The 12,174-nt window shown below is 58.0% G+C and carries 11 protein-coding genes and 1 other RNA gene; 7 read left to right on the top strand and 5 right to left on the bottom strand.

Annotated features, from left to right (window positions below):
- The first annotated feature begins 30 nt into the window (after positions 1–30).
- From P6287_RS16925 to P6287_RS16910, 4 genes are read left to right on the top strand one after another with little or no spacing between them, the layout of a single operon-like run.
- The gene (locus P6287_RS16925) at positions 31–1,164 is read left to right on the top strand and encodes an amidohydrolase/deacetylase family metallohydrolase (protein ID WP_277974141.1); all 1,134 of its coding nucleotides are present in this window, start codon (positions 31–33) and stop codon (positions 1,162–1,164) included.
- The gene (locus P6287_RS16920) at positions 1,148–2,269 is read left to right on the top strand and encodes a DgaE family pyridoxal phosphate-dependent ammonia lyase (protein ID WP_277974140.1); all 1,122 of its coding nucleotides are present in this window, start codon (positions 1,148–1,150) and stop codon (positions 2,267–2,269) included. Before P6287_RS16925 ends, P6287_RS16920 begins: the two co-directional genes overlap by 17 nt.
- Positions 2,266–3,003 carry a KDGP aldolase family protein gene (locus P6287_RS16915; RefSeq protein WP_222185352.1) on the top strand — a complete coding sequence of 246 codons (738 nt, stop codon included), beginning with the start codon at positions 2,266–2,268 and terminating at the stop codon, positions 3,001–3,003. Before P6287_RS16920 ends, P6287_RS16915 begins: the two co-directional genes overlap by 4 nt.
- A 24-nt stretch (positions 3,004–3,027) precedes the next feature.
- Entirely contained in the window at positions 3,028–4,938 is a 1,911-nt protein-coding gene (locus tag P6287_RS16910) for a PRD domain-containing protein (RefSeq protein ID WP_277974139.1), read from the top strand.
- 178 nt (positions 4,939–5,116) lie between these two features.
- Here the strand turns inward: P6287_RS16910 and P6287_RS16905 are convergent, their stop codons facing one another.
- Positions 5,117–6,016 (bottom strand): LysR family transcriptional regulator, encoded by a 900-nt coding sequence (locus P6287_RS16905; RefSeq protein ID WP_101762897.1) that lies wholly within the window; start codon positions 6,014–6,016, stop codon positions 5,117–5,119.
- Positions 6,017–6,145: 129 nt separating this feature from the next.
- On the opposite strand from P6287_RS16905, the gene P6287_RS16900 reads away from it, so the two are divergent.
- Positions 6,146–6,847, top strand: coding sequence for a pirin family protein (locus P6287_RS16900; RefSeq protein ID WP_110867406.1), 702 nt, complete (start codon positions 6,146–6,148; stop codon positions 6,845–6,847).
- A 54-nt stretch (positions 6,848–6,901) separates the two neighbouring features.
- Here the strand turns inward: P6287_RS16900 and dolP are convergent, their stop codons facing one another.
- Genes dolP through P6287_RS16880 form a run of 4 tightly spaced genes read right to left on the bottom strand, consistent with a single transcriptional unit; the run spans position 6,902 to position 10,462 of the window.
- Entirely contained in the window at positions 6,902–7,474 is a 573-nt protein-coding gene (dolP, locus tag P6287_RS16895) for a division/outer membrane stress-associated lipid-binding lipoprotein (protein WP_101762899.1), read from the bottom strand.
- 14 nt (positions 7,475–7,488) lie between these two features.
- A complete protein-coding gene (gene diaA / locus P6287_RS16890) occupies positions 7,489–8,076 on the bottom strand; it encodes a DnaA initiator-associating protein DiaA (RefSeq protein ID WP_192412239.1) in 588 nt (195 codons plus the stop codon).
- A gap of 14 nt (positions 8,077–8,090) precedes the next feature.
- Positions 8,091–8,486, bottom strand: coding sequence for a YraN family protein (locus P6287_RS16885; RefSeq protein ID WP_008103534.1), 396 nt, complete (start codon positions 8,484–8,486; stop codon positions 8,091–8,093).
- On the bottom strand, positions 8,444–10,462 hold the full coding sequence (locus P6287_RS16880) for a penicillin-binding protein activator (protein ID WP_101762900.1): 2,019 nt from the start codon (positions 10,460–10,462) through the stop codon (positions 8,444–8,446). Before P6287_RS16880 ends, P6287_RS16885 begins: the two co-directional genes overlap by 43 nt.
- Before the next feature lie 62 nt (positions 10,463–10,524).
- Between P6287_RS16880 and rsmI the strand changes: the two genes are divergently transcribed.
- A complete protein-coding gene (rsmI, locus tag P6287_RS16875; RefSeq protein ID WP_101762901.1) occupies positions 10,525–11,388 on the top strand; it encodes a 16S rRNA (cytidine(1402)-2'-O)-methyltransferase in 864 nt (287 codons plus the stop codon).
- 33 nt (positions 11,389–11,421) lie between these two features.
- Positions 11,422–11,800: RNase P RNA component class A (gene rnpB / locus P6287_RS16870), an RNA gene on the top strand.
- The last annotated feature ends 374 nt before the right edge of the window (positions 11,801–12,174 follow it).

The following is a 12,174-nucleotide window of genomic DNA, read 5'->3' as shown; positions in this document are numbered from 1 at the left end:
GAAATGAGCGTTTGTACGTGAGGAGTAAGCATGTTTGATCTGATTCTGCGCCGCGCACGTCTGTGCGACGAACAGCTGGTGGATATTGCCATCCAGCACGGCAAAATTGCCGCCGTCGGCGAGGTGAGTGGCCCGGCACAGCAGGAGCGCGATCTCGCCGGACGTTACTATGTCAGCGCTGGCTGGATTGATAGCCATGTGCACTGTTATCCCCAATCCCCGATTTATCACGACGATGCCGACACCATTGGTATGGCGCAAGGCGTCACCACGGTGGTGGATGCCGGCAGCACCGGCGCTGATGACATCGACGACTTTTATCAGCTCACGCGTTCGGCTACCACCGAAGTACGCGCGCTGATCAACATTTCACGCACCGGCATTGTGACGCAAAACGAGCTGGCCGATATGGCGCAGATTGATGGCGATGCGGTGGTGCAGGCGGTGAAACGCCGTCCCGACTTTATCGTTGGCCTGAAAGCGCGCATGAGCAGCAGCGTGGTGGGCGAGAACGGCATTCAGCCGCTGGTGCGGGCCAAGGCGATTCAGCAGGCAGCCGGCAATTTGCCGCTGATGGTGCACATTGGCAACAATCCGCCGGTGCTGGAAGAGATCGCCGATCTGCTGACCTCCGGCGACATCATTACCCACTGCTTTAACGGCAAGCCGAACCGTATCTTGTCACCGCAGGGCGAACTGAAAGCAGCGGTGAAAAATGCCATCGCGCGCGGCGTGAAGCTGGATATCGGCCACGGCGGCGCCAGCTTCAGTTTTGAGGTGGCGCGTCAGGCGATTGCGCAGGGCATTCTGCCCGACACCATCAGCTCCGACATTTACTGTCGTAACCGCATCAACGGACCGGTGCATAGCCTGGCGCACGTAATGTCGAAATTCTTCAGCATTGGCATGACGCTGCCGCAAATCATCGAGTGCGTCACCGTTAATGCCGCTGCTGGCCTGCGTCTGGCGGGCAAAGGGCGCTTGACCGCCGGTTATGACGCCGACCTGACCATTTTTACCGTCAAAGAGGAAGCCTGCCCGTTCGTTGATGCTGAAGGCGAACGGGTATTAGGTGAACAACATATTCTGCCGCTGGCCGTGGTTATCGCCGGTCACTGGCATCTGACTGATGAAGGGAAAGCGAATCATGTCTTCGATCTATGAAAAATATGACCTGAAACAGGTCATCAACGCCTCGGGACGCATGACCATTCTCGGCGTCTCCACGCCGTCTGCGGAGGTGGTGGATACCGTCAGCTACGGTCTGAATCACTATTTCGAGATGAAAGATCTGGTCAACAAGACCGGCGCTTACATCGCCAAACTGCTGGACGTGGAGAGCGCGGTGGTGGTGTCGTGCGCCTCGGCGGGCATTGCGCAGAGCGTGGCGGCGGTGATTGTTAAAGATAACGACTGGCTGCTGGAGAACCTGCACGCCGCACCGCTCAGCGTGCCGCACGATATCGTGGTGCCAAAAGGGCACAACGTGAACTTCGGTGCGCCGGTTGGCACGATGGTGGCGCTGGGCGGCGGTCGTTTGATCGAAGCCGGTTACAGCAATGAATGTTCGCCAGAGCAGTTGGCGGCGGCAATCACGCCGACCACGGCGGCGCTGATGTACATCAAATCGCACCACTGCGTGCAGAAAAGCCATCTTAGCGTGGAGCAGGCAGCGGTAGTGGCGCGCAAGCACGGCATTCCACTGATCGTTGATGCGGCAGCGGAAGAGGATTTGCAGTGTTACTACCAAATGGGCGCGGATCTGGTGATTTACAGCGGTGCTAAGGCGATTGAAGGGCCGACCAGCGGCTTAGTGATTGGTCGCACGCAATACGTTGAGTGGGTGAAGCGCCAGAGCAACGGCATTGGCCGCGCGATGAAAGTCGGCAAAGAGGGCATTCTCGGCCTGACGCAGGCGATTGAAAACTATCTGGTGCAGCCAAAAACCACCGGCGCCGAGATGGTGGCCAACATGACGCCTTTTATCGACAACCTCAACACGCTGAACGGCGTCACCGCCCGCGTGGTGTGGGATGCCGCCGGACGCGATATTGCGCGTGCCGAGATCAAGTTTGATGAAGCGGTCACCGGCTGGCCGACTGGCGAACTGGTGCAGGCGCTGAAAACCGGCGACATCGCCATCTATTTCCGTGGCTACAAAGCCAACGAAGGCATTATCGAAGCCGATGTGCGCAGCGTTAGCGCCGATCAGCTGCACATCATCTTTAGCGCTATTCAGGCGTTGATCAGCGGAGGAAAACGCGCATGAGTCTGAACCCGAATTTCTATCAGGATCGCCTGTGCCTTAACGTGCTGGCCGGTTCGAAGCAGAACGCAAAAGCGATCTGGCAGGCGGCTGAAGGCCATGTGCTGGTGGGCGTGCTGTCAAAAAACTACGCCAGCAACGAAGAAGCCATTGCCGATATGCGCGAGTATGCGGCGCTGATCGACAATGCGTTATCCGTGGGTTTGGGCGCGGGCGATCCGAACCAGTCGGCGATGGTGAGTGAGATCTCGGCGGTGCTGCAACCGCAGCACGTCAATCAGGTCTTCACCGGCGTGGCGACCAGCCGTGCACTGCTCGGCCAGAATCAAACCGTGGTGAATGGTTTGATTTCACCGACCGGCACGCCGGGCCTGGTGAAAATCTCCACCGGACCGCGCAGCTCGAAGAGCGCCGACGCGATTGTACCGATCGACAGCGCCATCGCCATGTTGCAGGACATGGGCGGCAGCTCGGTGAAATACTTTCCGATGGGCGGCCTGAAAGCGGTAAATGAGTATCGCGCGGTGGCGGAAGCCTGCGCGCGTCACGACTTCTGGCTGGAACCCACCGGCGGCATCGATCTCAATAACTTCGAAGAGATTGTGCGTATTGCGCTCGATGCAGGCGTTAGCAAAGTGATCCCGCACGTTTACAGTTCGATTATCGATAGCGCAAGCGGCGACACGCGCATTGACGATGTACGTCAGCTTCTGGCAACGTGCAAGAAACTGCTGTAACAAATGAGTAACAGGTGAGGCTCCGTGAGATTTCCCAACCAGCGTCTGACTCAGCTTTTCGCTGCGCTGCAAAATGAAACGCTGCCGCAGGATGAGCTGGCACGTCGCTTTTCCGTTTCAACGCGCACGGTGCGCACCGATATCACCGCGCTGAACGCGCTGCTGGAACAGCATGGCGCGCAGTTTGTGCTGGCGCGCGGCGCGGGATATCAACTCAAAATTGACGATGCGGCGCGCTTTGGCCGCTTACAGCAAGAGAGCGCGACGCCACTGCGCGTGCCGCGTACCTCGCAGGAGCGCGTGCGCTATCTGCTGACGCGCTTTCTGACGGCGGCGTATTCGATCAAGCTGGAAGATCTGTCCGAAGAGTGGTTTGTCAGCCGCGCCACGCTGCAAAGCGATATGGCAGAAGTGCGCGAATGGCTGGGCCGCTATCACCTCAATATCGAAACTAAACCGCATTACGGCATGAAGCTGTTTGGCAGCGAGGCGGCGATCCGCACCTGCTTAACCGACCTGCTGTGGCAGATCGATCAGGAGACGCCGGACAGCCCGCTGCTGACGGTGGAAGCGCTGCACAGCGGCATTCTGGCGCAGCTCCAACCTTTGCTGCAACAGTGCTTCGCTCAGCACGCCATTCGCCTCAGCGATGAAGGCGACCGCTATCTGCAAATCTACTGCGCGGTGGCGGTACGACGCATCAGCGAAGGTTTCCCGCTCAACGATCCGGGTGCGGAAGATGTGGGCGAGGAAGTGCGCGAGGCGGCGCACGATCTGATTAACCTGATGCGTCCGCTGGTCGGCAAACCGATTTCACAGGCGGAAGAGAACTGGCTGCGGGTCAACATCGCCGCACGCCAGATTCAGGCGCTGGCACCGAGCACCATTAACGCTGACGACGCCGATGCGCTGGTCGATTACTTGCTGAATTACATCAACACCCATTACAGCTATCGGCTGCAGCATGATGAGCAGCTGCGCGCCGATCTGCTCACCCATATCAAAACCATGATCACGCGGGTGCGCTATCAAATCCATATCCCCAATCCGCTGCTGAGCAACATCAAACAGCACTATCCAATGGCCTACGATGTGACGCTGGCGGCAGTTACCAGCTGGGGTAAATACACGCCTTACACTATCAGTGAGAACGAGATCGGTTTTCTGGTGCTGCACATTGGTGTTGGGCTGGAGAGGCATTACGACGTCGGCTATCAGCGCCATCCACAGGTGCTGCTGGTGTGCGACAGCGGCAACTCCACGCTGCGCATGATTGAGGCGCTGCTGCTGCGCAAATACCCGCAATTGGTGGTGACGGCGCGGCTGTCACAGCGCGACTATGAACTGCGCGAGCATATCGATGAAGACTTCGTGATCTCCACCGCGCGGCTCAGCGAGAAGAATAAGCCGATTGCGGTGATGTCGCCATTCCCAACCGAGTTCCAGCTGGAGCAGCTCGGCAAGCTGGTGCTAGTGGATCGCACGCGCCCGTACATGCTGGAGAAGTACTTCGACGCGCAGCACTTTATGGTGCTGGATAAGCCGATGGCGCAGTCAGAGTTGTTTCGCCTGCTGTGCGATCAGCTGGAGAGCGAAGGTTTTGTCGATGCGGATTTCTATCCGTCGGTTGAGGAGCGCGAAGCGATTGTCAGCACCCTGCTCGGCGAAGGCATCGCGCTGCCGCATTCACTCGGACTGCTGGCGCAGAAAACCGTGGTCTACACGGTGCTGGCGCCGCATGGCGTAAGCTGGGGCGAGGAGACGGCGTCGGTGATTTTCCTGATGGCGATCAGCAAGAGTGAATACGAAGAGGCGATGGCGATTTACGATCTGTTCGTCACCTTCCTGCGCGAAAGGGCGATGACGCGGCTGCGTGATTGCACGGATTTTGTCAGTTTTAAAGCGGTGGCGATCGATTGTTTGAGTCGGATGTAAGGGTTGTGCGTGCTGTCCCCCATCCCGGCCTTCCCCCGCAAGCGGGGGAAGGAGATGCAGCTTCATCACTAACATGTGGCAGCATCTTCCTCCCCATGCAGCTTCATCACTAACATGTGGCAGCATCTTCCTCCCCCATTTATGGGGGAGGACCGAGGAGGGGGAAACCCCGCACAATCTACCCGCGTTTCGCCAGCAACCTCGGAATCTCACGCAAACACCAGGCTTTGGCTTCGCCCATGCTGTCGCGGCGCCACGCCATAATAATGTCCACTTCGCGCGTATACTCGGCGCTCACCACGCGTAAACGACCTTCGGCGATATCCTGCTCCACCATCGGATACGGCATGGTCGCCACACCCAAACCGGCCAGCAGCGCGCGGCGTTTATCATCCATGCTGCTTACCGTCAGACGCTGCTGCTTATCCAGCAACTGCACCGTCAACACCGGGCGCTCGCGCGCGGTGTCCGCCACCGCGATGCCGCGATACTTCACGCGCGTCACTTCTGACAGCGGCTCAGCTTCCTGATGAATCGGATGATCCGGGCTGGCAACGTAGACGCTCATCGTGCTGTACAGCTTGCGGGTGTTAATTTCGGTTGAGGCGCGGAAGTGCATATCCGGGGCAATCACGATATCGGCGCGGCCCTGTTCCAGCCTTTCCCAGGCACCGGCTAACACTTCCGTGATCAGCGAAATCTGCGTATTGGCTTTTTCTGACAGCTTCTCAACCAGCGGGAATAAACGCTCGGAAGGCACCAGCGCCTCGGCAACAATGGTGAGATGCGTTTCCCAACCGCGCGCCAGCGCTTCGGCATCGGTGGTGAGCTTGTCGGCGGCTTCCAGCAGCACGCGGCCCCGTTCCAGCAGCATGCGGCCCACGTTGGTGAACTTGGTGCGGTGGCCGGAACGGTCAAACAGCACCACATCCAGCTCCTCTTCCAGCTTCTGCATGGTGTAGCTCAGCGCGGAAGGGACGCGACCCAGTTCATCGGCCGCAGCGGCAAAGCTGCCACGACGGTCAATAGCATCCATCACACGTAAAGCTTCAAGGGTTAACGCGCGGTCTTTTGCCATGCCGATTCTCTTTCAGTAAATTTGAACATGCCAGGCAGATTAACTGGCTTACAATCCGGCGTCCAGACTTTTACCATAATCCCATCAAGCCTGCGGTCGGTTCTCACCGCAGCGCGTCGGAGGATTATCATGATGACAACCCGCTGCGCGTCCGCATGTGGCCAGGCCGATTTCGGTTGGTTGCAGGCGCGCTACAGCTTCTCATTTGGCCACTATTTCGATCCAAAATTAATGGGCTACGCGTCGCTGCGCGTACTCAACCAGGAAATTCTGGCCCCGGGCGCCGCATTCCAGCCGCGCAGTTATCCGCAGGTCGATGTGCTGAATCTGGTGTTGCAGGGTGAAGCCGAGTATCGCGACAGCGAAGGCAATCATCTGGTGGCGCGTGAAGGTGAGGCGATGCTGCTCTCTGCGCGTCAGGGCGTGAATTACAGTGAAATTAACATCAGCAAAGATCGCCCGTTAACCCGCATGCAACTGTGGCTGGCGGCCTGTCCGGAACGTGAAAACCCACTGTTGCAGAAGCTCGACCTGCCGCAACAAACCAGCGTACTGATCGCCTCGCCCGATGGCGCGCAGGGCAGCCTGCAGCTGCGCCAGCAGGTTTGGGTGCATCAGGTGACGCTAGCGCCGGGCGAGCAGTACACGGTGAAATTGCACGGACCGCGCGCTTATCTGCAATCGATCCATGGTTCGCTGGATGTGCAGGCCAGCAGCGCCAACCAGCAGCCGCTAGGCTGCGGCGACGGCGCGTTTCTCAGCGATGAGAACCAGATTAGCCTGCAGGCCAGAACGCCGCTGCGCGCGCTGGTGATTGACCTTCCCGCCTAACCCTCACGCACAAAAAAGGGCGACCGAAGTCGCCCTGATGCTTTGCTGTAACGCTTATTTGAGAATGGTGAAGGCCGTAGTCACGTGCTTCACGCCGCTCACCCGGCTGGCAACATCGGCCGCCGCCTTCGCTTCTTCTGCAGTAACCAGTCCCAACAGGAACACTTCACCGTTTTCGGTGGTCACTTTGACGTTGGAGGATTTCACCTGATCGCTGCCCAGCAGCTGCGAGCGGATTTTGGTGGTGATCCAGGTATCCGATGACGAGGTGCCGAGGCTGACTTTCTGTCCATTACGGATTTCGTTATACACCTCGGTGGCCCCATCAACGCCCATGGCGATCTGTTTGGCACGGCTTGCCAGATCCGGGGTTGGCGACTGGCCGGTTAGCAGTACTTTGCCCTGATAAGCGGTGACAACCACGCGCGCCTGGTTTTTGATCTGTTCATCTTTTGCCAGTGCGTTCGAGACGCGCAGCTCCAGCGTACCGTCATCGACCTGCGTGCCCACGGTGCGCGGATCAGTGGCGGTTTTGGTGGCGACGGCAGCGCCGCCGGCAACCACGGCAACACAACCTTGCAGCAGCATGGCGGTTAAGAGAATGGCGACAGCGTTCAATGCTTTCATTTGAGCTCCTTCAGTCATTCCTGGTGTGGGAATAAAGTGTTATCAATCAAATCGCACAGGCAGTTCAGCGTCAGCATATGCATTTCCTGAATGCGCGCACTGCGATGTGATGGAATGCGAATTTCCACATCATGCGGACCGAGCAGGCCCGCCAGCTCACCGCCGTCGTGGCCGGTTAACGCAACGATGGTCATATCGCGGGTAACCGCAGCTTCAACCGCTTTGACGATATCGCGGGTGTTGCCACGGGTGGAAATGGCCAGCAGCACATCACCAGCCTGACCAAGCGCTCGAACCTGCTTGGCGTAGATTTCATCGTGCAGACGATCGTTACCAATCGCCGTCAGCATCACATTATCAGCGCTCAGCGCCAGCGCAGGCAGGCTAGGGCGCTCTGTCTCGAAACGGTTAATCATGCTGGCGGAAAAATGCTGGGCATTCGCCGACGACGCACCGTTACCGCAGCTAAGGATTTTGTTACCGTTCAGCAGCGACTGCACCAGCGTCATCGCGGCGCGGGAAATCGCATCGGGCAGCGCTTCGGCTGCGGCGATTTGGGTCTGAATACTTTCGGTAAAACACGCTTTAATTCTGTCCTGCACAAGACCACCTGGTTCTATCCATCGGCATTAAAGGCATCGGGCAGCCACTCCAGCTCACGCCCGGTAATGGCAATGATGTCAAAACGGCAATTCACCGTATCAAAACTGCCGCCACGCGCCAGCAACCAGAGCGCGGCGGCGCGCAGCAGCTTTTGTTGTTTCTGGCGCGTTACGCTGGCGGCGGCACCGCCGTAGCGCGCATCGCGTCGATAGCGCACTTCAACAAATACCCAGCAATCGGCGTCGCGCATAATCAGGTCAATTTCCCCGCTGCGACAGCGTACATTGCTGGCAAACCACTGCAGCCCGGCGCGCTCCAGATAGCGACGCGCCAGTTGTTCCTGCTCAGCGCCAATGCGCTGGCGGTTTACTGCACCGGAACGATCTGTCCCTGACGATACTGGTTCCATGCCAACTTCCTGTTGATCACGCAATCCGTGTCGGCGTTCAGCTTGCCGGTGTTGCCATCAATGGCAAAGCCAGGCACCTGACGCATCTGGTTAAAGTTATTCGCCAGCGTCCAGGCATCAATGCCCATCGCGTAGAGGCGAACCAGCGAATAATCGTTGTTAAACGACTTCGCCGCCTGCTGCATCAGGCCCGGATTGCTACCGGACAGCAGCGGAATATCGCTGAACTGCAGGCCATCCATCTCCAGACGGAAGTCCGGGCCTGCACCTGCCTGCGCACTGCGTGAGCTGGCGTAAAGTGCGGTATTGTTGCGGCTGCTGGTGCGCATCGCAATCATCGGCTTGATCAGCTGCAGCTCATCCTGGCTGGCGACGATGTACACCGCATCAACGCTACCGCTGCTGGCATCGGCCGTTGGCGCCGGTGCGCTGGTTTGCGGTGCAGGAATCGTCAGGCCAGCAATCGCCACGCTCTGCGATTGTGCAGGCTCAACGTTGAGCGGCGTGCCGCTTAACGCGATACCCGCACCGCTGTTGATGCCTTGCTTGAGTTCGCCGACGCCGCCAAAACGCTGCTGCAGCACGGTTGAGCCACCCAGCGTTTGCCACTCTTGCGCGAACGCTTTGCTGATACGGTCGCCATAACTGCTGCGTGGCACCAGCAATAATGGCTGGCGTTTGCCTTGCTCGTAGATATGGTGCGCGGCATCGCGTGCTTCGTCTTCAGGAGAAAGCGCAAAGTAACAAATATTCGGATGGTTCTGGATCTGTTCTGGCTCGTTCAGGGCCAACACGTTAAGCGGCGTGTTGCTATTGGCGACGGTTTCAACGTCATTTTTTAGAAGCGGGCCGACCACCAGCGTGGCGCCATCTTGCTGCGCCTGCTGCATCACCTGCGCAATCGGCTGGCTACTGGTGTCATACACTTTCACCTGCGCATTGCTGTTGCCCTGTGGGGCGGCGGGTTGTGCGGCTGGCTGTGACTGCTCGGTTTGCGGCGGTGTGTTACCTGCAACGGCGGGGCTGACCACGCTATTGGCGTCCGCTGGCGGCTGTGCGCTGGCATCGGCTGTATTAGCCTCAGGAGCGGCTTGCGGTGCCGGTGCATTGAGCACGCCATTGCGCGCATCGGTGAAGCCTTTCTGAATCGCATTGGCAAACACCTGCGCCTGGCCGTTAAGCGGCAGCAGCAGCGCGATGGTATTGGTCGACGCTTTGGTGAAGTTCTGCACCTGGCTGAGCTGGGTTGGCAGTGTCTTCGCGCCTGGGTTCTGCGGATAACGCGTCTGCCAGTCCTGAATCGCCGCTTTCAACATTTGTGGGTCCTGGCTGTTTGCGCGCCAGGTATTCAGCAGATCGAGCCAGCCCTGCAGGGTATTTTCATCAGCATTGATCACCAGGCTGTTGATCTGATCCTGGGTCATCTGCGTCAGCGCTTGCCAGGTTGCATCGATATTGCTTTGGTGATCGGCACCTTTCAGCAGCGGCTCCTGCGCTATATAGGCACGCAGCAGCGAGAGTGAAGGGCGATTCTGTGCCGCCGCGATTTGCAGCGCGTAGTAACGCACCTGCTGGTCCTGCGACAGGCCGCCGCTTTTCACCTGGCCCAGCAGCTGTTGCGCACCGGTGTAATCCTGCTGCCCAATCTGCATCTGCGCGCGCAGCAGCAGCAGTTCTTGCTGTTGCACTTCGCTTAACTGCTGCGGCAATTGATTGAGCTGATTCGCCGCCTGCGGATACTTTCCTTCCTTCAACAGGGCACGGATGGCAAGTAATTGCCAGTCGGTCTTGCTATCATCGCTGCTTTGCTGCACCTGCTGCAGATAATAGTCAGACCGGCCAGTCGCAGGACCCTGAATATTGACGTTAGAGGTTTGTTGCGGTCCCTGACCACTACAGGCGGCTAAAATCAGCCCAGCGAGAAGAACAGGTACTAAGCGTCCTGCTTTATGACGTACGACTTTTGAAGGAAGCATACTGTATCCAGTGATGTTTTTTTCAAGATGCTCAATATTAAATCGGCAATTCGGATGAAACAATGAAACAACTCGATCGGGCAGAGATTTCTGCCAGCACGCTCTATATCGTTCCTACCCCGATCGGTAACCTGGGTGATATCACTCAACGAGCGTTGACGGTGCTCTCAAGCGTCGATCTAGTCGCAGCGGAAGATACACGTCATACCGGGCTGTTGCTACAACATTTCGCCATCAATGCGCGACTCTTCGCACTTCACGACCACAACGAACAGCAGAAAGCTGAGGTGCTGTTAGCTAAGCTGCAAGAGGGCCAGAGCATCGCGCTGGTCTCCGATGCCGGCACGCCGTTAATCAACGATCCCGGCTACCATTTGGTGCGTCGCTGCCGTGAAGCTGGTGTGCGCGTGGTGCCGTTGCCAGGTGCTTGTGCGGCGATTACAGCATTAAGCGCGGCGGGGTTACCGTCCGATCGTTTCTGTTACGAAGGGTTTCTACCGGCCAAAAGCAAAGGACGTTGCGATGTGCTGCGCGCGCTGGGTGAAGAGCCGCGTACGCTGATTTTCTACGAATCGACCCATCGCCTGATCGATAGCCTGCAGGATATGGTCAGCGTGTGGGGCGGCGAGCGCTACGTGGTGCTGGCGCGTGAGATCACCAAAACGTGGGAATCTATTCAGGGCGCACCGGTCGGCGAGTTGCTGGCGTGGGTGCAGGAAGATGAAAATCGTCGTAAAGGCGAGATGGTGCTGATTGTTGAAGGCCATAAAGCCGATGAAGAAGCGCTGCCGGCGGAGGCGTTGCGCACGCTGGCGCTGCTGCAAAAAGAGCTGCCACTGAAGAAAGCCGCTGCGCTGACGGCGGAAATTCATGGGGTGAAGAAGAACGCGCTTTATAAGTACGCGCTGGAGCAGCAAGAGGCGTGACAAACGCTGGCAGATCGCCTATTATCCCGCGCCGAAGCTGACCAGACAGTCGCCGCTTTGTCGTCGTCCTCTTTCGGGGGGAGACGGGCAAAGGGGAGGAAAGTCCGGGCTCCATAGGGCAGGGTGCCAGGTAACGCCTGGGGGGCGCAAGCCTACGACCAGTGCAACAGAGAGCAAACCGCCGATGGCCCAGTAATGGGATCAGGTAAGGGTGAAAGGGTGCGGTAAGAGCGCACCGCGCGGCTGGCAACAGTTCGTGGCACGGTAAACTCCACCCGGAGCAAGGCCAAATAGGGGTTCACAAGGTACGGCCCGTACTGAACCCGGGTAGGCTGCTTGAGCCAGTGAGCGATTGCTGGCCTAGATGAATGACTGTCCACGACAGAACCCGGCTTATCGGTCAGTTTCGACTTTTTTAAACACAAAACCCGCTTCGGCGGGTTTTGTGTTTTCTGGGGCTGGGTGCGCGCTGGCCCTCATCCTAACCTTCTCCCGCAGGCGGGAGAAGGGACCGATCGAGCGATCTTTCAAACCGCAGCGGCTTATTCCCTCTCCTGTGGGAGAGGGCTAGGGTGAGGGCATCAGTCCAATAACATTAATTAAACGCCTCCACGTAAAGAAATGAAAATCCCTGAAAACATTACTGCCGCTATGCCAGAATAAGCGCGTGTTTAACTACTGAGGACAAATTTAATCCACACTGACGAGAAGCAACAACGTGGATAAGTTGTAATTTTATGGACAAAATGTTTGCGTCAAATAAGGCTCCACTCTCCTCCTCTCTCT

Source organism: Pantoea sp. X85 (assembly GCF_029623675.1).
In the GTDB taxonomy this organism is placed as follows: Bacteria; Pseudomonadota; Gammaproteobacteria; order Enterobacterales; family Enterobacteriaceae; genus Pantoea; species Pantoea leporis.
Note: the sequence above shows the minus strand (reverse complement) of the source record. Positions and strands in the feature narration are given on the sequence as shown.

Excerpts from the sequence above, each read along its gene's own strand:
- P6287_RS16925 (WP_277974141.1), top strand. The coding sequence starts at position 31 with ATGTTTGATCTGATTCTGCGCCGCGCACGTCTGTGCGACGAACAGCTG.
- P6287_RS16920 (WP_277974140.1), top strand. The coding sequence starts at position 1,148 with ATGTCTTCGATCTATGAAAAATATGACCTGAAACAGGTCATCAACGCC.
- P6287_RS16915 (WP_222185352.1), top strand. The coding sequence starts at position 2,266 with ATGAGTCTGAACCCGAATTTCTATCAGGATCGCCTGTGCCTTAACGTG.
- P6287_RS16905 (WP_101762897.1), bottom strand. The coding sequence starts at position 6,016 with ATGGCAAAAGACCGCGCGTTAACCCTTGAAGCTTTACGTGTGATGGAT.
- P6287_RS16900 (WP_110867406.1), top strand. The coding sequence starts at position 6,146 with ATGATGACAACCCGCTGCGCGTCCGCATGTGGCCAGGCCGATTTCGGT.
- dolP (WP_101762899.1), bottom strand. The coding sequence starts at position 7,474 with ATGAAAGCATTGAACGCTGTCGCCATTCTCTTAACCGCCATGCTGCTG.
- P6287_RS16885 (WP_008103534.1), bottom strand. The coding sequence starts at position 8,486 with ATGGAACCAGTATCGTCAGGGACAGATCGTTCCGGTGCAGTAAACCGC.
- P6287_RS16880 (WP_101762900.1), bottom strand. The coding sequence starts at position 10,462 with ATGCTTCCTTCAAAAGTCGTACGTCATAAAGCAGGACGCTTAGTACCT.
- rsmI (WP_101762901.1), top strand. The coding sequence starts at position 10,525 with ATGAAACAACTCGATCGGGCAGAGATTTCTGCCAGCACGCTCTATATC.